The organism is Bradyrhizobium arachidis, from assembly GCF_015291705.1.
Classification (GTDB): Bacteria; Pseudomonadota; Alphaproteobacteria; order Rhizobiales; family Xanthobacteraceae; genus Bradyrhizobium; species Bradyrhizobium arachidis.
In genome coordinates, this window is the sequence record NZ_CP030050.1 from 56,689 (window position 1) to 78,620 (window position 21,932).

Here is a 21,932-nt window from a genome sequence, read left to right on the forward strand (position 1 = left end):
TGGGACTGTGCGGGAACGCACAACACTAACAAGATCAGGATTAGGACTGCTGAATGGTTGATACCAAGACCCCTGGCGACAAGAAGCTGAGCGTTCCGAGCAAGACGCTATCGCTCAAGCCGCGCGTCGAAACGGGCACTGTGCGCCAGAGCTTCAGCCATGGCCGCAGCAAGCAGGTCGTGGTCGAGAAGCGCGGCAAGCGCCGCATCGACGGCACCCCTGAGCCACAGACTGCCGAGGCGCCGAAGCCCGCGCCGGCTGCGCCCGCGCCCGCACCAGTACGCCCGGCGCCGCCGCGCAACGCCGGCTCCGGCGTGGTGCTGCGCACGCTGACCGAGGACGAACGCTCGGCCCGCGCCAGCGCGCTGGCCGATGCCAAGGTGCGCGAAGTCGAGGAACGCCGCCAGGCCGAGGAAGAGGCCCAGCGCCGTGCTGTCCGCGAGGCCGCCGAACGCGCCGAGCGCGAGGCTGCCGAATCCCGCCGCAAGGCCGAGGAAGAGCGCCACCGTCACGAGGACGAGGCCAAGCGCAAGGCCGAAACCGAGGCCAAGAAGCGTTTTGGCGAAGGCGAGCAGCCGCAATCTGCTCCGCGCCCCGCTGCGGCCGCCCCGGCCGCTTCTGCGCCCCGGCCCGGCGCGCCCACGGCCCGGCCCGCTACCACCACGACCACGGCACGCCCGGGAACAACGACCGCGCGCCCCGGAACGACCACAGCAAGGCCGGCCGGCGGCCCGTTGGGTCGCGCCCCCGCCGTTGCGGCCGGCCCGGATGAGGATGATGGTCCGCGCCAGATCCGTCGCGGTCCTGGCGGCGCTGCGCGTCCTGCGGCAGCTCCCAAGACCACCCACAAGCCCGGCCCGCAGAAAGAGCGCGGCCGCCTCACCGTCGTCACCGCGCTCAATGCCGACGAGGTGCGCGAGCGTTCGATCGCCTCGTTCCGCCGCCGTACCCAGCGCCTGAAGGGTCACGCCTCGAACGAGCCGAAGGAAAAGCTCATCCGCGAGGTGACGATCCCGGAAGCGATCACCATCCAGGAACTCGCCAACCGCATGTCCGAACGCGCGGTCGATGTCATCCGCATGCTGATGAAGCAGGGCGCGATGCACAAGATCACCGACGTGATCGATGCCGATACCGCGCAGCTGATCGCCGAAGAGCTCGGCCACACCGTCAAGCGCGTTGCCGCCTCCGACGTCGAAGAGGGCCTGTTCGACCAGGTCGACGATTCCACCGACACCGAGACGCGCTCGCCTGTCGTGACCGTGATGGGCCACGTCGACCACGGCAAGACCTCGCTGCTCGACGCGCTCCGTCATGCCAACGTGGTCTCCGGCGAAGCCGGCGGCATCACCCAGCATATCGGCGCCTATCAGGTGTCCTCGCCCGAAACCGGCAAGAAGATCACCTTCATCGACACGCCCGGCCACGCCGCGTTCACCGCGATGCGCGCCCGCGGCGCCAAGGTCACCGACATCGTCGTGCTGGTGGTCGCGGCCGACGACGGCGTGATGCCGCAGACGGTGGAAGCCATCAACCACGCCAAGGCGGCAGGCGTGCCGATCATTGTTGCCATCAACAAGATCGACAAGCCCGATGCCAAGCCCGAGCGCGTGCGCACCGAGCTGCTCCAGCACGAGGTGCAGGTGGAATCCTTCGGCGGCGACGTCGTCGACGTCGAGGTGTCCGCCAAGAACAAGACCAATCTCGACAAGCTGCTCGAGATGATCGCGCTCCAGGCCGAAATCCTCGACCTCAAGACCAATTCGGAGCGTCCGGCCGAAGGCACCGTGATCGAAGCCAAGCTCGATCGCGGCCGTGGTCCGGTCGCAACCGTGCTGGTCCAGCGCGGCACGCTCCGTGTCGGCGACATCATCGTCGCCGGCGCCGAGATGGGCCGCGTCCGCGCGCTGATCTCGGATCAGGGCGAGACGGTGCAGGAAGCCGGCCCCTCGGTGCCGGTCGAAGTGCTCGGCTTCAACGGTCCGCCGGAAGCCGGCGATCGTCTCGCCGTGGTCGAGAACGAAGCTCGCGCCCGCCAGGTCACCAGCTACCGCGCGCACCAGAAGCGCGAGAACGCGGCGGCCTCGATCTCCGGCATGCGCGGCTCGCTCGAGCAGATGATGTCGCAGCTGAAGACGGCGGGCCGCAAGGAGTTCCCGCTGATCGTCAAGGCCGACGTGCAGGGCTCGCTGGAAGCGATCCTCGGCTCGCTGGAGAAGCTCGGCACCGACGAAGTCGCAGCCCGCATCCTGCATGCCGGCGTCGGCGGCATCTCGGAATCCGACGTGACGCTCGCGGAGGGCTTCAACGCCGCGATCATCGGCTTCTCGGTTCGTGCCAACAAGGAGGCCGCTGCGGCCGCCAAGCGCAACGGCATCGAGATCCGCTACTACAACATCATCTACGACCTCGTGGACGACGTGAAGAAGGCGATGAGCGGTCTGCTCGCGCCGACCTTGCGCGAAACCATGTTGGGCAATGCCGAGATCCTCGAGATCTTCAACATCTCCAAGGTCGGCAAGGTTGCCGGCTGCCGCGTCACCGACGGCACCGTGGAACGCGGCGCCAATGTGCGCCTGATCCGCGACAACGTCGTCGTGCACGAAGGCAAGCTGTCGACGCTGAAGCGCTTCAAGGACGAAGTGAAGGAGGTCCAGTCCGGTCAGGAATGCGGCATGGCCTTCGAGAACTATCACGACATGCGTGCCGGCGACGTGATCGAGTGTTATCGCGTGGAGACGATCCAGCGCTCCCTGTAAGTCCAAATCTTACCGAAGCGCCCGGATCTTTTTGAGCTGAAATTGCGGGAGTGCGATGGCCGGATTTTTTCCGGCCATCCACACCTCATTCGTTTCAACAGGACAAATGACAATGCTCGTGTCCCAAACACGGGCACGACGAGGTGATTTTCGACGATGCCGCGCCACCACCAGAAGAAGAGTTCCGCGCCCGGCGGCTCGCAACGGCAGTTGCGCGTCGGCGAGCAGGTTCGCCATGCGATGGCCGAGATTCTGGCGCAAGGCAATGTGCATGATGCGGACCTCGAAGGTCACATCATCACCGTGCCGGAGGTACGGATGTCGCCAGACCTGAAGCTCGCGACAGTCTATGTGATGCCGCTCGGTGGCCGCGACACCGAGATCGTGATCGCTGCGCTCGAGCGCAACAAGAAATTCCTGCGCGGCGAAGTCGCGCGGCGCATTAACCTGAAATTTGCACCTGACATTCGTTTCCGCGTCGACGAGCGATTCGACGAAGCGGAACGGATCGAGAAGCTTTTGCGAACACCTGCGGTGCAGAAGGACCTGGAACAGGATCCGGATTCGGATCGGGAAGAAGAGCAATGACGATGGACCCCGTACACGGCACGATCGGCGGCAACGATGCCGATCAGCGCGACGTGACGAAAAATAATTTTGCGGATCTCGGCGGCAATTCCCAGCCGCATCAGGAGCCGCGCCGCGTCAACAACGACCCGCGCGCCAGGCAGCAGAAGGGCAACCAGCCTCGCCGCGACCGCCGCGACGTCCACGGCTGGGTGGTGCTCGACAAGCCGATCGGCATGACCTCGACGCAGGCCGTTGCGGTGCTCAAGCGCCTGTTCAACGCCAAGCGCGCCGGACACGCCGGCACGCTCGACCCGCTCGCCTCGGGCGGCCTGCCCATTGCACTTGGAGAAGCCACCAAGACCGTCCCCTTCGTCATGGACGGCCGCAAGCGCTACCAGTTCACCGTGTGCTGGGGCGAGGAGCGCGATACCGACGACATCGAGGGGCGCGTCACCGCGACCTCCGACCAGCGCCCGACCCGGGAGGCAATCCTGGCGCTGCTGCCCCGCTTCACCGGGGTGATCGAGCAGATCCCGCCGCGCTATTCCGCGATCAAGGTCCAGGGCGAGCGGGCCTATGACCTCGCCCGCGACGGCGAGGTCGTGGAACTGGCCCCCCGTCCGGTCGAGATTCACCATTTAACCCTTGTGGATCAACCGGATAACGACCGTGCCGTGTTCGAGGCCGAGTGCGGCAAGGGCACCTATGTCCGGGCGCTGGCCCGCGATATGGGCCGGATTCTCGGCACTTTCGGCCATATCTGCGCGCTGCGGCGGACCCTGGTCGGCCCATTTGACGAAAACGACATGATTCCGCTGGATCAGTTGGAGGCTTTGTGCGATAGAGCCGCGTCCGGCGAGGGCAGCCTCGCCGACGCGCTCATGCCCGTTGAGACCGCGCTGGACGACATCCCGGCACTGGCCGTCACTCGGGCTGATGCGGCAAGGCTCCATCGGGGCCAAGCCGTTTTGTTGCGCGGACGGGATGCGCCCACTTGTAGCGGCACAGTCTATGTCACGGTGGCAGGCCGTCTTTTGGCGCTTGCTGAAGTCGGCAATGGCGAAATCATCCCCAAGCGTGTGTTCAACCTGACCGGCCTGACTGCCAGCCCCGGTCGCAACGAGAGAAATTGACGATGTCGATTGCCGCAGAACGCAAAGCGGAAGTCATCAAGACGAATGCCACCAAGGCCGGCGACACCGGCTCGCCCGAGGTTCAGGTCGCGATCCTGTCGGAACGCATCAACAACCTGACCAACCATTTCAAGACCCACGTGAAGGACAACCATTCGCGTCGCGGCCTCTTGAAGCTGGTCTCGACCCGCCGCTCGCTCCTCGACTACCTCAAGAAGAAGGACGAGGCGCGGTACAAGGCGCTGCTCGAGAAGCACAACATTCGTCGTTAAGTGTTCCTGCGCGCGCCATTGGCGCGCGTTTTCGCGTGGTTTCGAACGAAAGCACTTATTTAAAGGTTTTTGATCGAGGCTGCGTGCGCGTCGGATGCAGACCCAAAGCGCGATAAGAAGCGCACTTTGGATTGTTGTTTGAGCATGATCTTTTCGGAAAGCCGCTTCGCATTTTCCGGATCATGCTCGAGTGACGGCAAGCATCCGAGGCATGATCGGCGAAGACCGCGGTTCGGTGTTCGCGTTCGTGCCGACTGACAGTCCAGCAGCAATCCGGCGGCTGGGCACAACGGGCAAGGCGCCCGTATGACCCGAAAGGATGGACGCCATCCGACATCCAAAAACCATGGCAGGATCGCAGGACGCTGATCGCCCGCTTCGATCAGCGTCCCGCAATCTTGCGCATGGTTTTTGTTTTTCGAGCGCCGTCCCTTCTTTCGAGAACCCATGAAAGAAGACCTCTATGTTCAATAAGCATTCAGTCGAGATCGACTGGGGCGGACGCCCTCTCAAGCTGGAAACCGGCAAGATCGCGCGCCAGGCCGACGGCGCCGTCATCGCCACCTATGGCGAGACCGTGGTGCTCGCCACCGTCGTTGCGGCGAAGGCGCCGCGCGAGGGCGTCGACTTCCTGCCGCTGACCGTCGACTACCAGGAGAAAACCTACGCCGCGGGCCGCATTCCCGGCGGCTATTTCAAGCGCGAGGGCCGTCCGACCGAGAAGGAGACCCTGGTCTCCCGCCTGATCGACCGTCCGATCCGTCCGCTGTTCGTCGACGGCTGGCGCAACGAGACCCAGGTGATCGTCACCGTGCTCTCGCACGACATGGAAAACGATCCCGATATCGTCGCGATGGTCGCAGCCTCCGCTGCGCTGACGCTGTCCGGCGCGCCCTTCAAGGGCCCGATCGGCGCCGCCCGCGTCGGCTTTGCCAATGACGAATTCGTGCTCAACCCGACGCTCGACGAGATGGTCGACACCCAGCTCGACCTCGTCGTCGCCGGCACCGCCGACGCCGTGCTGATGGTGGAATCGGAAGCCAAGGAGCTCAACGAAGACGTGATGCTCGGCGCCGTGATGTTCGGTCACCGCCACTTCCAGCCGGTGATCAACGCGATCATCGATCTCGCCGAGAAGGCCGCCAAGGAGCCGCGCGAAGTCACCGTCATCGACAATTCGGCGCTCGAGAAGGAAATGCTCGGCCTGATCGAGCAGGAGCTGCGCGCCGCCTACGCGATCCCGGTGAAGCAGGATCGCTATGCCGCGGTCGGCGTCGCCAAGGAAAAGGTGATGGCCCACTACTTCCCGGAAGGACAGGAGCCGAAATACGACAAGCTCCGCGTCGCCGGCGTGTTCAAGGAGCTGGAAGCCAAGATCGTCCGCTGGAACATCCTCGACACCGGCAAGCGCATCGACGGCCGCGATTCCAAGACCGTGCGCAACATCGTCGCCGAAGTCGGCGTGCTGCCCCGCGCCCACGGCTCGGCGCTGTTCACCCGCGGCGAGACCCAGGCGATGGTCGTGACCACGCTCGGCACCGGCGAGGACGAGCAGTACATCGACGCGCTGTCGGGGACGTACAAGGAAACGTTCCTGCTGCACTACAACTTCCCGCCCTACTCGGTCGGTGAGACCGGCCGCCTCGGCGGCACCAAGCGCCGCGAGATCGGCCACGGCAAGCTGGCCTGGCGCGCGATCCATCCGGTGCTGCCGCCGCACCACGAATTCCCCTACACCACGCGCGTGGTGTCGGAGATCACCGAATCCAACGGCTCCTCGTCGATGGCTTCGGTCTGCGGCGCCTCGCTCGCGCTGATGGACGCCGGTGTGCCCTTGAAGCGGCCGACCGCGGGCATCGCGATGGGCCTGATCCTCGAAGACAAGCGCTTTGCGGTTCTCTCGGACATCCTCGGTGACGAGGACCATCTCGGCGACATGGACTTCAAGGTCGCCGGCACCGAGCAGGGCATCACCTCGCTCCAGATGGACATCAAGATCGAAGGCATCACCGAGGAGATCATGCGCGTCGCCCTCGGCCAGGCCAAGGAAGGCCGCATCCACATCCTCGGCGAGATGGCCAAGGCCCTGACCGCTGCGCGCGCCGAGCTCGGCGAATACGCGCCGCGCATCGAGACCTTCAAGATCCCGACCGACAAGATCCGCGAAGTGATCGGCACCGGCGGCAAGGTGATCCGCGAGATCGTCGAGAAGACCGGCGCCAAGGTCAACATCGAGGACGACGGCACCGTGAAGGTCGCCTCCAGCGACGGCGAGGCGATGAAGGCTGCGATCAAGTGGATCAAGTCGATCGCGTCCGAGCCGGAAGTCGGCCAGATCTATGACGGCACCGTCGTCAAGGTGATGGAGTTCGGCGCCTTCGTGAACTTCTTCGGCTCCAAGGACGGTCTCGTCCACATCAGCCAGCTCGCTTCGGCGCGCGTGCAGAAGACCTCCGACGTCGTCAAGGAAGGCGACAAGGTCAAGGTCAAGCTGCTCGGCTTCGACGATCGCGGCAAGACCCGCCTGTCGATGAAGGTGGTCGACCAGACCACCGGCGAGGACCTCGAGGCCAAGGACAAGGCCGCCGAGGGCGAGAAGGCCCCGCGCGAAGCCGCCGGCGAGTAAGCCTCGCTGCTGCATCAGAAACACGAAGGGCGGCCGAGAGGCCGCCCTTTTTGTTTGTGTCCGAAGCGCTGTGCACCTCTCCCGCAAGCGGGAGAGGTGCAGTAACTCACGCCGCGATGTCGAAGCGGTCGAGGTTCATCACCTTGGTCCAGGCCTTGGCGAAGTCCTTGACGAACTTCTCCTTCGAATCCGAGGTCGCATAGACCTCGGCGAAGGCGCGGAGCTGCGAGTGCGCGCCGAAGATGAGATCGGCACGGGTGCCGGTCCACTTCACCGCATTGGTCTTGCGATCGCGGGCCTCGTAGCTGCCGTCGGCCGCCGGGGTCCACTGCGCGCTCATGTCGAGCAGGTTGACGAAGAAGTCGTTGCTCAGCGTGCCCACCTTCGAGGTGAGGACACCGTGCTTCGACCCGTTCGCGTTGGCGCCGAGCACGCGCAGGCCGCCGACCAGCACGGTCAGCTCGGGTCCGGTCAGCTTCAGAAGCTGCGCGCGATCAATGAGCGCCTCTTCCTGCTGCAGGAACTGCTGCTTCTTGCCGATATAGTTGCGGAAGCCATCGGCCCGCGGCTCGAGCGGAGCGAAAGACTCCGTATCGGTCTGCTCCTGCGAAGCATCCATGCGGCCCGGCGTGAAGCCGACCTTGACGTCGACGCCGGCATCCTTCGCGGCCTTCTCGACCGCGGCGGTGCCGCCGAGGACGATCAGGTCTGCGAGCGAGACCTTCTTCGCACCGGTGCTGAACTCCTTCTGGATCGCTTCGAGCTTGCCGAGCACCTTGGAGAGCTGGGCCGGCTGGTTGACCTCCCAATCCTTCTGCGGGGCAAGACGGATGCGCGCACCATTGGCGCCGCCGCGCTTGTCCGAGCCGCGGAACGTCGAGGCCGACGCCCAGGCGGTCGAGACCAGCTCGGAGACCGAGAGGCCCGAAGCCAGGATCTTGCTCTTCAGCGCCGCGATGTCCTGGTCGCTGACCAGCTCGTGGTCGACCTTCGGAATCGGATCCTGCCAGATCAGCGTCTCCTTCGGCACCAGCGGGCCGAGATAGCGCTGGATCGGGCCCATGTCGCGATGGGTGAGCTTGAACCAGGCGCGGGCGAAGGCGTCCGCGAACTGATCCGGGTTCTCCAGGAAGCGACGCGAGATCTTCTCGTAGGCTGGATCCATGCGCAGCGAGAGGTCGGTGGTCAGCATGGTCGGCCGATGCTTCTTCGACTTGTCGAAGGCATCCGGAATGATGGCGTCGGCGCCCTTGGCCGTCCACTGGTTCGCACCGCCCGGGCTCTTCGTCAGCTCCCATTCGTACTTGAACAGGTTCTCGAAGAAGTTGTTGCTCCACTTGGTCGGCGTCGCGGTCCAGGTCACTTCGAGACCGCTGGTGATGGAATCACCGGCGAGGCCCGACGCATGCTTGCTCTTCCAGCCGAGGCCCTGGTCTTCCAGCGCGCCCGCTTCCGGCTCCGGTCCGACCAGCGACGGATCGCCGGCGCCGTGGGTCTTGCCGAAGGAGTGGCCGCCGGCGATCAGCGCGACGGTTTCCTCGTCGTTCATGGCCATGCGGAAGAAGGTCTCGCGGATGTCCTTGGCCGCGGCGACCGGATCCGGCTTGCCGTTCGGACCCTCCGGGTTGACGTAGATGAGGCCCATCTGCACGGCGCCGAGCGGCTCGGCGAGCTGGCGTTCGCCGCTGTAGCGCTCATCGCCGAGCCAGGTGCCTTCCGGACCCCAATACAGCTCTTCCGGCTCCCACACGTCGGCGCGGCCACCCGCAAAGCCAAACGTCTTGAAGCCCATCGACTCCAGTGCGACGTTGCCGGCGAGCACCATCAGATCGGCCCAGGAGATCTTGCGGCCGTATTTCTGCTTGATCGGCCAGAGCAGACGGCGCGCCTTGTCGAGATTGGCGTTGTCAGGCCAGCTGTTCAGCGGCGCGAAACGCTGCTGACCGGCGCCGGCGCCGCCGCGGCCGTCGGTGGTGCGATAGGTGCCCGCGCTGTGCCAGGCCATGCGGATCATGAGGCCACCATAGTGACCGAAGTCCGCGGGCCACCACTCCTGCGAATCCGTCATCAAGGCGGTCAGGTCCTTGATGACCGCGTTCAGGTCGAGCGTCTTGAATTCCTTGGCATAGTCGAAGTCCTTGCCCATCGGATCGGACAAGTCGGAATTCTTGTGCAGCATCTCGATGCTGAGCTGGGTCGGCCACCAGTCGCGGTTCACGCGCGTGGGTTTTCCGCCCGAAAACGGGCACTTCGAAGTGTCATCCATGATTACCTCCTCTGGTGGCGTCGAACTCGCGCCTTTGACCAGGTAGAACCACTCTAAGCGCCGCCTCCTATCAGGTGAAGTTGACTTTAGTGATCGCTGCGATAGGATTTTCTGATGATCAATCTGACGCTGCGCCAGCTCCGGTATTTCGACGCGCTGGCGCGCCACGGTCATTTCGGCCGCGCGGCGGAGGCCTGCTCGATCTCGCAGCCGGCCTTGTCGATGCAGATCAAGGAGTTGGAGGAAGCGCTCGGCGGCCTGCTGCTGGAACGCAGCGCCCGGCAAGTGGCGCTGACCCGGTTCGGCGAGGAACTCGCCCAGCGCGTCCGCGACATTTTGCGCTCGGTCGATGAGCTCGGCGATTTCGCCCGGGCGTCGCGGGACCGCTTTGCCGGCCGCCTGCGCATCGGCATGATCCCGACCATCGCGCCCTATCTGCTGCCCAAGATCACGAAAAATCTCACGCGCCTGCATCCGGAGCTCGACATCCGCGTGCGCGAGACGATGACGCCGCGGCTGATCCAGGAGCTGGTGGAGGGCCGGCTCGACACCGCCATCGTGGCGCTGCCGGTGTCGGAGCCCTCGCTCACCGAGGTCGCCTTGTTCGACGAGAAATTCTTGCTGGTGCGCCCCGGCTCCGACGAAGGCACCCCGGTGCCGTCACGCGAGATGATGCGCGAGATGCGGCTGCTGCTGCTCGAGGAGGGACACTGCTTCCGAGACCAGGCGCTGTCGTTCTGCAACATGCAATCGGCGCCGCCGCGCGAGATGCTGGATGCCAACTCGCTGTCGACACTGGTCCAGATGGTCAGCGCCGGCATCGGCGTCACACTCATTCCGGAGATGGCGGTGCCGGTGGAGACGCGCTCGGCCTCGGTCTCGCTGGCGCGCTTTCGCGACCCGCAGCCCTCGCGCACCATCGGCATGGTCTGGCGCAAGACCAGCCCGCTCGCGCGTCAGCTCCTGCAGATCTCCGAGGTGGTGTGCCTGTCGGCCGGCAAGGCACGACCGAAGCAAGTCGTGCGCAGCCAACGGGCCTGAAGCGGGAATTTCTCGAGACAGTCGGGATCATTCAAGTGACCTCCCGCGCATGGCGGGCAGATCGAGCCGAGAACACCGATGCCTGATCCGATCATCCGCCCCGCCCGCACCGACGAATATGACGAGATCGGCCGCGTCTGGATGGAGAGCTGGGTCTCGACGGGTCTGGCCGAAGCGAGCGAATTCCTGCTGGCGAACCTGCGTGCGCGGATTCGGCGCGAGATCGACAACGGCTGGAGCCTGTTCGTCGCCGACGACGACGGTACCATCGCCGCGATGCTGGCGCTCCATCTGCCGAAGCTTTATCTCGACATGCTGTTCGTCGGGCCCGCCTACCAGGGGCAATCGCTCGGGCGGAAACTGCTCGCCTTCTCGCGCACGCAAATGCCCGACGAGATATACCTGCGCTGTGTTCGCGAGAACGAGAAGGCCTGGCGCTGGTATGAGCGCGAAGGTTTTGTGTTCGAGAAGGAAGAGATCGAACCGTCGAACGGGTTCATGATGAAGTATTACCGGTGGAAGAAGGGAATCCCGCCATGATCAAGCTCTATTGGTCGCCCCGCTCGCGCTCGTTCACGACGCTCTGGCTGATGGAAGAAAGTGGGCTTCCCTATGAGCGCGTGCTGACCGACATCTCGACCGGTGCACAGAAGGCGCCGGAGTTCCTCAAGGTCAATCCGATGGGCAAGGTGCCCGCACTTAGCGACGGCGATGCCGCGCTCGGCGAAGCCGCGGCCATCTGCGCCTACATCGCCGACCGCTATCCCGAGACCAGGCTGGCACCCGACATTGTCGATCCGGAGCGCGCGCGCTATCTGCAATGGCTGTTCTTCTCGCCCGGCTGCATCGAGCCGGCCATCATCCAGATCTTCACCAAGATCGAGATCCCGACCTCGACCGCAGCCTGGGGCAGCGCGACGCAGGTGTTCGACGTGCTGGAGGCCGCGCTTGCCGAGGGACCGTGGATTCTGGGCGAAAAATTTTCCGCCGCCGACATCACGGTCGGCTCGGGCCTGAACTTTGCGGTGCGCCTGTTCAAGATGGTGCCGTCGCGCCCGGCCTTCGATGCCTATCTCGCGCGCTGCATGGCGCGGCCGGCGTTCCAGCGCGCGGAGAAGATCGCGGCGGGCTGAAGTGACTCTCGTAGGGTGGGCAAAGGCGCAGCGCGCCGTGCCCACCATCTGCAATTATTGAGAGATGGTGGGCACGTCGCTTGCGCTCCTTTGCCCACCCTACGGCATCGTCTATTCCGGCTTCAAATCGTCCGGGCGCGGCATCAGGACGATGTTGTAGCCGGAATCGACATAGTGGATCTCGCCGGTCACACCGCCTGACAGATCCGACAGCAGATACAGCGCCGAACCGCCGAGCTCGTCGAGCGTGACGCCGCGGCGGAGCGGCGAATGCTTTTGCATGAAGGCGAACATCGCGCGCGCCTCGCCGATGCCGGAGCCGGCGAGCGTGCGGATGGGCCCCGCGGAGATCGCGTTGACGCGGATGCCGCGCGGTCCGAAATCGGAGGCAAGATAGCGCACCGAGGCTTCCAGCGCCGCCTTGGCCAGGCCCATCACGTTGTAATTCGGCATCGCACGCTCGGAGGCGCCGAAGGTCAGCGTGATCATGCTGCCGCCGTCGGTCATGAGCTCGGCCGCGCGTTTTGCCACCTCCGTGAAGGAGAAGCAGGAGATCACCATGGTGCGCGAAAAATTCTCGCGGCTGGTGTCGGCGTAGCGACCCTTCAGCTCGTTCTTGTCGGCAAAGCCGATCGCGTGAATGACGAAGTCGAGCTTGCCCCACTTTTCGCGGAGCGCAGCGAAGGTCGCATCGACGCTGGCGATGTCCTCGACGTCGCAGGGCAGCACCAGATCGACGCCGAGCTGCTCCGCCAGCGGCTTGACGCGCTTGCCGAGGGCTTCGCCCTGGAAGGTGAAGGCAAGCTCGGCACCGTGGGCATGCAGCGTCTTCGCCATGCCCCAGGCGATCGAATGATCATTGGCGATGCCCATGATCAGACCGCGCTTGCCTTTCATCAGTCCTTCCATTTCGCAATTACTCTCCGCTGTCCGTCATGCCCGGGCTTGTCCCGGGCATCCACGTTCTTCCAACCGGTAACAAAGACGTGGATGGCCGGGACGAGCCCGGCCATGACGAAAAACTACCAGTGCGTACGCAAGGCCTCACACATCCAGCCGGCTGAACACCAGCGTGGCGTTGGTGCCGCCGAAGCCGAAGGAGTTCGACAGTACGGTGCCGATCTTGGCATTGTCGATGCGCTTGCGCACGATCGGCATGTCGGCGAAAACCGGATCGAGCTCCTGGATGTGCGCGCTCTCGCAGATGAAGCCGTTGTTCATCATCAGCAGCGAGTAGATCGCTTCCTGCACGCCGGTCGCACCGAGCGAGTGGCCGGTCAGCGCCTTGGTCGCCGAGATCGGTGGGCATTTCTCGCCGGCGCCGAACACGCGACGGAGCGCGTCGATCTCCGGCGGATCGCCGGCCGGGGTCGAGGTCGCGTGCGGGTTGATATAGTCGACCTTGGTCTTCACCGTCGACATCGCCATGCGCATGCAGCGCTCGGCGCCTTCACCCGACGGCGCGACCATGTCGTAACCGTCAGAGGTCGCGCCATAGCCGACGACCTCGCCATAAATGCGCGCGCCGCGCGCCTTGGCATGCTCGAGCTCTTCCAGGACGAGGACTCCCGCGCCGCCGGCAATGACAAAACCGTCGCGGTTGAGGTCGTAGGGCCGCGAGGCGGTGGCGGGCGTGTCGTTGTACTTCGAGGACATCGCGCCCATGGCGTCGAACAGCACCGAGAGCGACCAGTCGAGCTCCTCGCAGCCGCCGGCGAAGATGACGTCCTGCTTGCCGATCTGGATCGTCTCATAGGCGTTGCCGACGCAATGGTTCGAGGTCGCGCAGGCCGAGGAGATCGAGTAGTTCACGCCCTTGATCTTGAACCAGGTCGCAAGCGTCGCGGAGGCCGTGGACGACATCGCCTTCGGCACTGCAAACGGACCGACGCGCTTCGGGCCCTTGGTGCGGGTGATGTCGGCGGATTCGACGATGGTGCGCGCCGACGGGCCGCCGGAGCCCATGATGATGCCGGTGCGGATGTTGGAGACTTCCTCAGGCGACAGGCCGGAGTCCTGGATCGCCTGCTCCATCGCGACGTGATTCCACGCCGCGCCCTGGCCGAGGAAACGCATTGCACGCCGGTCGACCACCGTCGAAGGATCGAGCGTCGGTGCACCCGCGACCTGCGACCGGAAGCCGAGCTCGGCATATTTTTCAGCCCGCGAAATGCCCGACTTCGCCTCGTGAAGGCTCGCAAGCACTTCCTGGGTGTTGTTTCCGATGGACGAGACGATGCCCATCCCGGTGACCACAACCCGCCTCATGACAGCCTCGCCTTAATCGTTGTCTTCTTGCTAATGCGCTCAGCCCAGGCTCGTGCCCTGCTTGAACAGGCCAACCTTCAGATCCTTGGCGCGATAAATAATCTGGTCATCGACCGAAAGCCACCCGTCGGCGATACCGAGCACCAGCTTTGAACGCATCACGCGCTTCATGTCGACGTTGTACACAACCTTGCGGGCCTCGGGCAGCACCTGGCCGCCGAACTTCAATTCGCTGAGGCCGAGGGCGCGGCCACGACCTTCGCCGCCGACCCAGCCGAGATAGAAGCCGACCATTTGCCACAGCGCATCGAGGCCGAGGCAACCCGGCATCACCGGATCGTTCTTGAAGTGGCAGCCGAAGAACCAGAGATCGGGCTTCACATCGAGCTCGGCCCGGACCAGGCCCTTGCCGAACTCCCCGCCAGTCTCGGTAATTTCCGTGATGCGGTCGAACATCAGCATCGGCGGCAACGGCAGCTGGGCATTGCCCGGACCGAACATCTCGCCACGGGCACATGCCAGCAGATCTTCGTATTCGTAACCGTTGCGCTTGTTCAGCATGCACGAGCCTCTGTTCTAATCCCGATTGAGCGGCGTTTTTTGGCGAAAATGGGCCCCGTCGCGATCGGAGAGCAACGCCAACTGCCACCGTCGGGCGCCGTTCCCGCAAGGCCGCCCGGATGGGCTGCTGGCCGGGCTTGCCTGCCTGGCCGCGCCAAAATCGGCCAGCGGAACCGCGCGCTCTCTAACACAGGCCTTTTCGGTGGCAAAGCGCTGTCATGAAGGTAAAATGACGGGGGTCCTCGCCCAGTTCCAAGGTTAATTAGAACCTCTCTAGTTGCGAGAAACTTGCATCTGCATCTATCTGTCCATATATTGCAGATAGATAGTGTCAATGCGTGCCGAAATCTGGAAATGAGCGAGAATACACCGCATCATCACGACGACGATGCCCACACGGCGGCCCTTCTGTCCGGCCGCCAGCCGGCGCTGACCGGCTGCCCGTGGCATGACGTCAACGAAATGCTTCAGTCGGCCGGCCTTCGCCCGACGCGCCAGCGCATGGCGCTCGGCTGGCTGCTGTTCGGCAAGGGCGCGCGCCACCTTACGGCTGAAATGCTCTACGAGGAAGCAACCCTCGCGAAGGTTCCGGTGTCGCTGGCGACCGTCTACAACACGCTGAACCAGCTCACCGATGCCGGCCTGCTCCGCCAGGTCAGCGTCGACGGCACCAAGACCTATTTCGACACCAACGTCACCACCCACCACCATTATTACCTCGAGAACAGCCATGAGCTGGTCGACATCGAGGATCCGCATCTGGCGCTGTCCAAGATGCCGGAGGTGCCGGAGGGTTACGAGATCTCCCGCATCGACATGGTCGTGCGGCTGCGCAAGAAGCGCTGAGATCGTCCCAAGATCGGATTGAGATTGTCATGGCCTGGTTTGTCCCGGCCATTGTCGTTTCACGTCGTCATTCCGGGGCGGTGCGCAGCACCGAACTACGGTGCGCGCTTGCGCACCTGAGAATCTCGAGATCCCGGATTTGATGCTGCGCATCGCTACGGGATGACCCTTGCGTCAATTCACCTGCTCGTCCGAATAGACGCCCCAGAGGCGTTCCTGCTGGATCCAGCCGTCAAAACCGTTGCCGGTGACGCGGCACCAGCTTGCGACGCACTTTTTCACCTGCGTGACGACGCCGGCCTGGAGCTTTGCTGCAACCGCGCTGTCGGGATCGGCGCGGTCATAGATCGGCGCCAAATCGTCCTTGTGCTTCATGGTGACGACCGCAGTGCGGCGGCCCGACAGCAGTGAGTGATAGACCCAGCCCTCGGCGCCCTCGGAATCGCGCACCCGGCGCCAGTTTTCGAACTCGGCGGTGATTTCGACCGGCAGGCCGGCGCGGGTATAGACCCAGGCGACGTCGTTGTCCTTGGTCGGACCGGCGCGGACATTGACGTGGTCGGACTTGAGGCTGACATAGCGCGGCACGGGCAGCCCGCTGGCGGTCTGCGGCGTGCTGTCTTTGGCCGAATGCGAGGGACCGACCGAGGCGCCCAACCAGGTGCAAACGAGCGCCATCACCGAACAAAAACGCCCCAACGCCATCAAACCCGTCTCCTGTCGAAGACCCGGCCAGGCCAGGTCCTCACCCAAATTCCAAACTCTGCCGTGCACCCCGCCCGCCCCACGCGGGTGTTCCCGAAGCTGACCCGTGGTTCTTGTCTTGGCCCGGCCTTCTGCTAGAGAGGACGGGCACTTGAACAACCAGTTTGCCCCGATTTTCCGGCCGGAAATGTCGGGAGAGCTTGAAGGAAACGCCGGGGACGACACGGCAAGGGCAGTGTCGAACAACCGGGTTAATGAGGCCTGAACGGCCGGCCTTTGGTGACAGAGGCGGCCCCCAGCGCCTCATGAGGGCAGGATATGTCGGTGAAGAAAAAGCCCCTCGTCGTGGTGACGCGCAAGCTGCCGGACTCGATCGAGACGCGGATGCGCGAGCTGTTCGACGCGCGGATCAATCTCGAGGACACGCCGATGTCGGCCGAGCAACTCGCGGAAGCCGCGCGCACCGCCGACGTGCTGGTTCCGACCGTCACCGACCACATCACCGCCGACATCGTCAACCAGCCGGACTGCAAGCTCCGCCTAATCGCCAATTTCGGCAACGGCGTCGACAATATCGACGTCGAGGCCGCGCATGCCCGCGGCATCACCGTCACCAACACGCCGAAGGTTTTGACCGAGGACACCGCCGACATGACCATGGCGCTGATCCTGGCGGTGCCGCGCCGGATGATCGAAGGCGCCTCGATCCTGACCGAAGGAAAGCCGTGGCCGGGCTGGTCACCGACCTGGATGCTCGGCCACCGCATCGGCGGCAAGCGTCTCGGCATCATCGGCATGGGCCGCATTGGCCAGGCGGTGGCGCGCCGCGCCCGCGCCTTCGGCCTTCAGATCCACTATCACAACCGCCGTCCCGTCGCGCCGAAGATCGCCGAGGAGCTTGGCGCGACCTATTGGGAAAGCCTCGACCAGATGCTGGCGCGGATGGACATCATCTCGGTGAACTGTCCACACACGCCGGCGACCTATCATTTGCTCTCGGCGCGGCGGCTGAAGCTGATCCGCAAGGACGCCTACATCGTCAACACCGCGCGCGGCGAGGTCACCGACGAGGACACGCTGATCAAGCTGATCGAAGGCGGCGAGATCGGCGGCGCCGGCCTCGACGTCTACGAGCACGAGCCCGCGGTGAATCCCAAGCTGGTGCGGCTCGCCAAGGCCGGCAAGGTGACGCTGCTGCCGCATATGGGCTCGGCCACGATCGAGGGCCGCGTCGAGATGGGCGAGAAGGTGATCATCAACATCCGCACCTTCCTCGACGCCCACAAGCCGCCGGATCGCGTGCTGCCGAGCATGCTTTGAGATTTACTTCCCGCGCTCTTCGCGCTTGCGCCACTCCGCGACGAACTCGATGAAGGCACGCAGCGCGGGCGGCGTCTGGCGACGGCTCGGATAATACAGGAACGGGCCCGGAAACGGCTCGCACCAATCTTCCATCAGGCTGACCAGCGCGCCGGACTTCACGGGATCGCCGACATAGCCGTCGAGCGTTGCCCAGACACCGACGCCATCAAGCGCAGCGCGCATCGCAAGATTCATATTCGTCGAGATCAGTTTTGCCGGCGGATCGACCTTCACGATCTGGCCCGCTTTCTCGAACTCCAGATCGTGCATGACGCCGCTCGAGTAACGGGCGCGGATGCAATCATGTTCGAGCAGGTCCTTCGGATGGAGCGGCCTGCCGCGACGCGCGATGTAATCGGGTGACGCCACGACGACGTAACTCTGCGGACCGCTCAGCGGAATCGCGACCATGTCCTGCGCAAGATGCTCGCCGTAGCGCACGCCGGCGTCATAGCCCCCGCTCACGATGTCGACGAAGCCGCTTTCCGAGACGATGTCGAGGTCGACCTGCGGATGCGCGGCGAGGAATGGGCCGACCATCGGCGCCAGCACGAGGTCGACCGCCGGCGGCGGTGCGTTGATGCGCAGCCGGCCCGAGGCGACCTCGCGCAGGCCCCGCACTTGATCCAGGGCGTCGCCGACATCGCGCAGCGCCGGGGCGACGCGCGACAGCAGCAGCTCGCCGGCTTCGGTTAGCGCGACGCTGCGGGTGGTCCGGTTCATCAGGCGGACGCCGAGGCGCTCCTCGAGGTCCCGCAGCCGCTGGCTAAGGCTCGATACCGACGCGCGCATTTCGACCGCCGCACGCCGGAAATTGCGGGTGCGGGCGACCGCCAGAAAGACGTCGAGATCGCGCAGGTCGGGATCGGCCATTGTTCGCTAATGTGAACAAGCCGTTCCGTATTGTCCAGCTTATCGGCGCAATCGCGCCGGCGCATATCTCGCCTCGTCACGCGGCGCGATCAGCCGCCCTTTCGAGGAGAGGCATCATGGAACAGCGCAAACTCGGTTCAACCGGCCCTATTGTTTCAGCCCTCGGGCTCGGCTGCATGGGCATGTCGGAAGTCTACGGCCCCGCCGACCGCGGCGAGGCCATCGCCACGGTGCATGCGGCGCTCGATGCCGGCATCACGCTGCTGGATACCGGCGACTTCTACGCCATGGGTCACAACGAGATGCTGATGCGGGACGCACTCGAGGAAGTGTCGCGCGAAAAGGTGCAGATCAGCGTGAAGTACGGCGCGCTGCGCGGACCCGCCGGCGAATTCGCCGGAATGGATACGAGGCCGGCCGCGACCAGGAACTTTCTCGCTTACTCGCTCCAGCGCCTCGGCACCGACTACGTCGACGTCTATCGCCCGGCCCGGCTCGATCCCAACGTGCCGATCGAGGAGACCATCGGCGGCATCGCCGACCTCGTGAGGGCCGGCTATGTCAGGCATATCGGCCTGTCCGAGGTCGGCTCCGACACGATCCGCCGCGCGCATGCCGTGCATCCGATCGCCGATCTCCAGATCGAATATTCGCTGATCGAGCGCGGGATCGAACGCGATATTTTGAAAACCTGCCGCGAGCTCGGCATCGCCGTCACCGCCTACGGCGTGCTCGCGCGCGGCCTGATCAGCGGCCATTGGACGAAGGATTCCGGGAAAGCCGGCCGCGACTACCGGCTGATGACGCCGCGCTTCCAGGGATCCAACCTCGACGCCAATCTCGCGCTGGTGGAGCAGTTGCGCGCCATCGCGACCGAGATCGGCGCCACGCCGGCGCAGATCGCGATCGCCTGGGTGGCGGCGCAAGGCAAGGAGATCGTGCCGCTGATCGGCGCCCGCACCCGCAATCGCCTCAGCGAAGCGCTCGGCGCGACGAAGGTGACGCTGACGCCGGCTCATCTCGCGGCGCTGGCCAAGGCATTTCCGCCGAACGTTGCCGCCGGCACACGTTACGCGGCCGAGCAGATGGCGCATCTCGACAGCGAGAAGCCGGCGACGAGGTAGCGCCAGCACTCAGGTGCGATGGGCGCTGAGATCGGTGATCACAGGCCCGTCGCCATTGAGCGGATTGGCGGGATCACGTCCGTACCGCAGCGTCTCAAAGCGCATCGCGCGCGCATCGATCATCAGGAGGCGGCCGATGAGGCCGTCGCCGAAGCCGACAATCTCGCGGATCGCCTCCAGCGCCATCATCGAGCCCAGCACGCCTGCAAGCGCGCCCATGACGCCGGCTTCCGCACAGGCCGGCACCGTGCCGGGCGGCGGCGCTTCCGGAAACAGGCAGCGATAGGTTGGGTTGAATTCGCCCTGCTCGTTCCTCTCATGCGCGCGGATGGTGGTGAGCGAGCCGTCGAAAGTGCCGAGCGCCGCCGTGATCAGCGGCCGCTTCGCGAAGAAGCAGGCGTCGGAGACCAGATAGCGCGTCGAGAAATTGTCGGAGCCGTCGAGCACGAGATCGTAGTCGCCGATCAGGCTGAGTGCGTTATCCGCGTTGAGCCAGGTGGCGTGTCCGACGAAGCGCACATGCGGATTGAGCGCGGCGATCCGCTCCGCCGCACTCTCGACCTTGTGGCGGCCGATATCGGGCGTGGTGTGGATCACCTGACGCTGGAGATTGGACAGCGAGACCACGTCGTCGTCGACCACGCCGAGCGTGCCGACGCCGGCTGCGGCCAGATACATCAAAGCGGGCGCGCCGAGCCCGCCGGCGCCGATCACCAGCACGGAAGCCCTTTTCAGCGCAGCCTGGCCGGGACCGCCGACATCGCGCAGCACGATGTGGCGGGCATAGCGTTCGAGTTCGTCCGGGCTCAGCATCCTTCGTTCCTCTCAACCCTCATGGTGCGGAGGCGCCAACGGCTCCACAGGATGAGGGTTTGGCCCTTATTGCAGGCCTGAACCACCCCAACATTGTTCGCGACCAACGAGATGTGCTTCAATGGCATGGCGTTCAATGGGCTGGCTGGATTTGTCATGAGATCGATGCTTGCGGCAACACTGATGTTGGCGTCTGCCGCGGCTGCGAACGCCCAGATGACGACGCCACAGGTCCCCGGCACCAAGCCGAAGGTCGTCCAGACCGTTCCGATCAAGCCGCCCGCCCTCCAGACGCCGTCGGAAACGGCGGACGGCATGACGCAGGGCGAGCGGCTGTCGCTCCAGTCTGATCTTGCCTGGGTCGGCCAGTATAACGGCGCCATCACTGGCGATGTCAGCACGCGGATGGTCGAGGCCATCAAGGAATACCAGAAGCTCAAGGGCGGCAAGCCGACCGGCGTGCTCAACCCGCAGGAGCGCGCCGCGCTCGCCGACACCGCGCGGCGGAAGCAGGAGAGCGTCGGCTGGAAGATCGTGACGGAGATGACCAGCGGCGCGCGGCTCGGCATTCCCGCAAAGCTGGTGCCGCAGCAGGTGACCGACGCCAACGGCTCGAAATGGACCTCGCCGACCGGAACCGTGCAGGTGCTGCTGAGCCGCCGCAAGGAGGCAAACCCGACGACCGCGAAGCTCGCGGACGCCGAGAAGAAGGAGCCGGCCGGCCGCAAGGTCGACTACACCGTGGTGAAGCCCGACTTCTTCGTGCTGTCGGGGCTCCAGGGCCTGAAGAAGTTTTACGTCCGCGGCACCTTCAAGGGTGACGAGGTCCGCATCATGACGATCCTCTACGACCAGGCCACCGAGAACACTGTCGAGCCCGTCGTGATCGCGATGTCGAGTGCGTTCAATGCATTCCCGTCAGGACCGCAGGCCGGTCCGCCGCCGCGCAAGACCGTCGAATACGGCACTGGCATCGTCGTCAGCGACGACGGCGCGATTATCGCGGATCGCCTCGTCACCGATAGCTGCCTCGCGATCACCATTGCCGGCTATGGCAGCGCCGACCGCCTCGCCGAGGACAAGGAGCACGATCTCGCGCTGCTGCACATCTACGGCGCGCGCGGCCTGAAGCCGCTCAGCCTCGCCGGAGGCGGGATGAAGACGAGTGTCGATATCATTGGCATCGCCGATCCCCAAAGCCAGGGCGGCGCGGCCAACATATCGACCGTCAAGGGCGCGCTGGCGCCGGTCACATCGAGCGATTCCGCATTGTCACCGCCGCCCGCGGTCGGCTTCTCCGGCGGCCCGACCATCGACGGCGATGGCAAGTTCGCCGGCATCACGCTGTTGAAGCCGGCGATGGTCGCGGGGCCCGCGACGGCAGTGCCGGCATCGCAGGCGGTGATGGTCTCCGCGGAGACGGTGCGCGATTTCCTGAAAGCGAACGCCGTCACCGCGAACGGCACGTCCACTGACGCGAAGGCGTCCGTCGTGCGCGTAATCTGCGTACGGAAGTAGACTGGCGCCGCAAGCGCAGGGCAGCCGCAACTTTTGTGACTGGCTCCGCCGCAACGAAGTCA

General features: G+C 64.9%; 19 protein-coding genes. 12 read left to right on the top strand and 7 right to left on the bottom strand.

The annotated features are described in order from the left end of the window. Positions 1–53: 53 nt before the first annotated feature. From infB to pnp, 5 genes are all read left to right on the top strand, one after another. The gene (infB, locus tag WN72_RS00255; protein ID WP_027563916.1) at positions 54–2,759 is read left to right on the top strand and encodes a translation initiation factor IF-2; all 2,706 of its coding nucleotides are present in this window, start codon (positions 54–56) and stop codon (positions 2,757–2,759) included. 156 nt (positions 2,760–2,915) lie between these two features. After that, on the top strand, positions 2,916–3,347 hold the full coding sequence (gene rbfA / locus WN72_RS00260) for a 30S ribosome-binding factor RbfA (RefSeq protein ID WP_027563915.1): 432 nt from the start codon (positions 2,916–2,918) through the stop codon (positions 3,345–3,347). Next, positions 3,344–4,462: a tRNA pseudouridine(55) synthase TruB gene (gene truB, locus WN72_RS00265; RefSeq protein WP_027563914.1), complete on the top strand. Its 1,119-nt coding sequence runs from the start codon at positions 3,344–3,346 to the stop codon at positions 4,460–4,462. The genes rbfA and truB overlap by 4 nt, the downstream gene beginning before the upstream one ends. A gap of 2 nt (positions 4,463–4,464) precedes the next feature. Further along, complete coding sequence (gene rpsO / locus WN72_RS00270) at positions 4,465–4,734, top strand: 30S ribosomal protein S15 (RefSeq protein ID WP_008540131.1); 270 nt, start codon at positions 4,465–4,467, stop codon at positions 4,732–4,734. Positions 4,735–5,197: 463 nt separating this feature from the next. Next, positions 5,198–7,360, top strand: coding sequence for a polyribonucleotide nucleotidyltransferase (pnp, locus tag WN72_RS00275; protein ID WP_092211767.1), 2,163 nt, complete (start codon positions 5,198–5,200; stop codon positions 7,358–7,360). 106 nt (positions 7,361–7,466) lie between these two features. Here the strand turns inward: pnp and katG are convergent, their stop codons facing one another. After that, positions 7,467–9,626 carry a catalase/peroxidase HPI gene (katG, locus tag WN72_RS00280; RefSeq protein WP_167380559.1) on the bottom strand — a complete coding sequence of 720 codons (2,160 nt, stop codon included), beginning with the start codon at positions 9,624–9,626 and terminating at the stop codon, positions 7,467–7,469. Between the two features lie 114 nt (positions 9,627–9,740). Between katG and WN72_RS00285 the strand changes: the two genes are divergently transcribed. From WN72_RS00285 to WN72_RS00295, 3 genes are all read left to right on the top strand, one after another. Further along, complete coding sequence (locus WN72_RS00285) at positions 9,741–10,667, top strand: hydrogen peroxide-inducible genes activator (protein ID WP_092211763.1); 927 nt, start codon at positions 9,741–9,743, stop codon at positions 10,665–10,667. 78 nt (positions 10,668–10,745) lie between these two features. Then, entirely contained in the window at positions 10,746–11,207 is a 462-nt protein-coding gene (locus WN72_RS00290) for a GNAT family N-acetyltransferase (RefSeq protein ID WP_092211761.1), read from the top strand. Next, a complete protein-coding gene (locus WN72_RS00295; RefSeq protein WP_092211759.1) occupies positions 11,204–11,800 on the top strand; it encodes a glutathione S-transferase family protein in 597 nt (198 codons plus the stop codon). The genes WN72_RS00290 and WN72_RS00295 overlap by 4 nt, the downstream gene beginning before the upstream one ends. A 111-nt stretch (positions 11,801–11,911) precedes the next feature. On the opposite strand, the gene fabI is transcribed toward WN72_RS00295, so the two are convergent. The 3 genes from fabI to fabA form a co-directional block, all read right to left on the bottom strand. Further along, a complete protein-coding gene (fabI, locus tag WN72_RS00300) occupies positions 11,912–12,709 on the bottom strand; it encodes an enoyl-ACP reductase FabI (RefSeq protein ID WP_092211757.1) in 798 nt (265 codons plus the stop codon). 135 nt (positions 12,710–12,844) lie between these two features. After that, on the bottom strand, positions 12,845–14,068 hold the full coding sequence (gene fabB, locus WN72_RS00305; RefSeq protein ID WP_092211755.1) for a beta-ketoacyl-ACP synthase I: 1,224 nt from the start codon (positions 14,066–14,068) through the stop codon (positions 12,845–12,847). 39 nt (positions 14,069–14,107) lie between these two features. After that, positions 14,108–14,629 carry a bifunctional 3-hydroxydecanoyl-ACP dehydratase/trans-2-decenoyl-ACP isomerase gene (gene fabA / locus WN72_RS00310; RefSeq protein ID WP_027563906.1) on the bottom strand — a complete coding sequence of 174 codons (522 nt, stop codon included), beginning with the start codon at positions 14,627–14,629 and terminating at the stop codon, positions 14,108–14,110. A gap of 354 nt (positions 14,630–14,983) precedes the next feature. On the opposite strand from fabA, the gene irrA reads away from it, so the two are divergent. Next, entirely contained in the window at positions 14,984–15,475 is a 492-nt protein-coding gene (irrA, locus tag WN72_RS00315) for an iron response transcriptional regulator IrrA (RefSeq protein WP_027563905.1), read from the top strand. Positions 15,476–15,649: 174 nt separating this feature from the next. Here irrA and WN72_RS00320 read toward each other — a convergent pair whose 3' ends face one another. Further along, the gene (locus tag WN72_RS00320; protein ID WP_027563904.1) at positions 15,650–16,180 is read right to left on the bottom strand and encodes an SH3 domain-containing protein; all 531 of its coding nucleotides are present in this window, start codon (positions 16,178–16,180) and stop codon (positions 15,650–15,652) included. A 318-nt stretch (positions 16,181–16,498) separates the two neighbouring features. Here WN72_RS00320 and WN72_RS00325 point away from each other — a divergent pair, with 318 nt between their 5' ends. Next, positions 16,499–17,500, top strand: coding sequence for a 2-hydroxyacid dehydrogenase (locus tag WN72_RS00325; RefSeq protein WP_027563903.1), 1,002 nt, complete (start codon positions 16,499–16,501; stop codon positions 17,498–17,500). A gap of 3 nt (positions 17,501–17,503) precedes the next feature. On the opposite strand, the gene WN72_RS00330 is transcribed toward WN72_RS00325, so the two are convergent. Beyond that, entirely contained in the window at positions 17,504–18,415 is a 912-nt protein-coding gene (locus WN72_RS00330) for a LysR family transcriptional regulator (RefSeq protein WP_092211753.1), read from the bottom strand. A 116-nt stretch (positions 18,416–18,531) separates the two neighbouring features. Here WN72_RS00330 and WN72_RS00335 point away from each other — a divergent pair, with 116 nt between their 5' ends. Continuing rightward, on the top strand, positions 18,532–19,539 hold the full coding sequence (locus WN72_RS00335; RefSeq protein ID WP_027563901.1) for an aldo/keto reductase: 1,008 nt from the start codon (positions 18,532–18,534) through the stop codon (positions 19,537–19,539). 9 nt (positions 19,540–19,548) lie between these two features. On the opposite strand, the gene WN72_RS00340 is transcribed toward WN72_RS00335, so the two are convergent. After that, positions 19,549–20,352 carry a HesA/MoeB/ThiF family protein gene (locus WN72_RS00340; protein WP_092211751.1) on the bottom strand — a complete coding sequence of 268 codons (804 nt, stop codon included), beginning with the start codon at positions 20,350–20,352 and terminating at the stop codon, positions 19,549–19,551. A 156-nt stretch (positions 20,353–20,508) separates the two neighbouring features. Between WN72_RS00340 and WN72_RS00345 the strand changes: the two genes are divergently transcribed. Then, the gene (locus tag WN72_RS00345; RefSeq protein WP_167380558.1) at positions 20,509–21,870 is read left to right on the top strand and encodes a serine protease; all 1,362 of its coding nucleotides are present in this window, start codon (positions 20,509–20,511) and stop codon (positions 21,868–21,870) included. Positions 21,871–21,932: the final 62 nt, after the last annotated feature.

What these genes read in the sequence shown, in the direction of transcription:
- infB (WP_027563916.1), top strand. Translation starts at nt 54, where the DNA reads ATGGTTGATACCAAGACCCCTGGCGACAAGAAGCTGAGCGTTCCGAGC.
- rbfA (WP_027563915.1), top strand. Translation starts at nt 2,916, where the DNA reads ATGCCGCGCCACCACCAGAAGAAGAGTTCCGCGCCCGGCGGCTCGCAA.
- truB (WP_027563914.1), top strand. Translation starts at nt 3,344, where the DNA reads ATGACGATGGACCCCGTACACGGCACGATCGGCGGCAACGATGCCGAT.
- rpsO (WP_008540131.1), top strand. Translation starts at nt 4,465, where the DNA reads ATGTCGATTGCCGCAGAACGCAAAGCGGAAGTCATCAAGACGAATGCC.
- pnp (WP_092211767.1), top strand. Translation starts at nt 5,198, where the DNA reads ATGTTCAATAAGCATTCAGTCGAGATCGACTGGGGCGGACGCCCTCTC.
- katG (WP_167380559.1), bottom strand. Translation starts at nt 9,626, where the DNA reads ATGGATGACACTTCGAAGTGCCCGTTTTCGGGCGGAAAACCCACGCGC.
- WN72_RS00285 (WP_092211763.1), top strand. Translation starts at nt 9,741, where the DNA reads ATGATCAATCTGACGCTGCGCCAGCTCCGGTATTTCGACGCGCTGGCG.
- WN72_RS00290 (WP_092211761.1), top strand. Translation starts at nt 10,746, where the DNA reads ATGCCTGATCCGATCATCCGCCCCGCCCGCACCGACGAATATGACGAG.
- WN72_RS00295 (WP_092211759.1), top strand. Translation starts at nt 11,204, where the DNA reads ATGATCAAGCTCTATTGGTCGCCCCGCTCGCGCTCGTTCACGACGCTC.
- fabI (WP_092211757.1), bottom strand. Translation starts at nt 12,709, where the DNA reads ATGGAAGGACTGATGAAAGGCAAGCGCGGTCTGATCATGGGCATCGCC.
- fabB (WP_092211755.1), bottom strand. Translation starts at nt 14,068, where the DNA reads ATGAGGCGGGTTGTGGTCACCGGGATGGGCATCGTCTCGTCCATCGGA.
- fabA (WP_027563906.1), bottom strand. Translation starts at nt 14,629, where the DNA reads ATGCTGAACAAGCGCAACGGTTACGAATACGAAGATCTGCTGGCATGT.
- irrA (WP_027563905.1), top strand. Translation starts at nt 14,984, where the DNA reads ATGAGCGAGAATACACCGCATCATCACGACGACGATGCCCACACGGCG.
- WN72_RS00320 (WP_027563904.1), bottom strand. Translation starts at nt 16,180, where the DNA reads ATGGCGTTGGGGCGTTTTTGTTCGGTGATGGCGCTCGTTTGCACCTGG.
- WN72_RS00325 (WP_027563903.1), top strand. Translation starts at nt 16,499, where the DNA reads ATGTCGGTGAAGAAAAAGCCCCTCGTCGTGGTGACGCGCAAGCTGCCG.
- WN72_RS00330 (WP_092211753.1), bottom strand. Translation starts at nt 18,415, where the DNA reads ATGGCCGATCCCGACCTGCGCGATCTCGACGTCTTTCTGGCGGTCGCC.
- WN72_RS00335 (WP_027563901.1), top strand. Translation starts at nt 18,532, where the DNA reads ATGGAACAGCGCAAACTCGGTTCAACCGGCCCTATTGTTTCAGCCCTC.
- WN72_RS00340 (WP_092211751.1), bottom strand. Translation starts at nt 20,352, where the DNA reads ATGCTGAGCCCGGACGAACTCGAACGCTATGCCCGCCACATCGTGCTG.
- WN72_RS00345 (WP_167380558.1), top strand. Translation starts at nt 20,509, where the DNA reads ATGAGATCGATGCTTGCGGCAACACTGATGTTGGCGTCTGCCGCGGCT.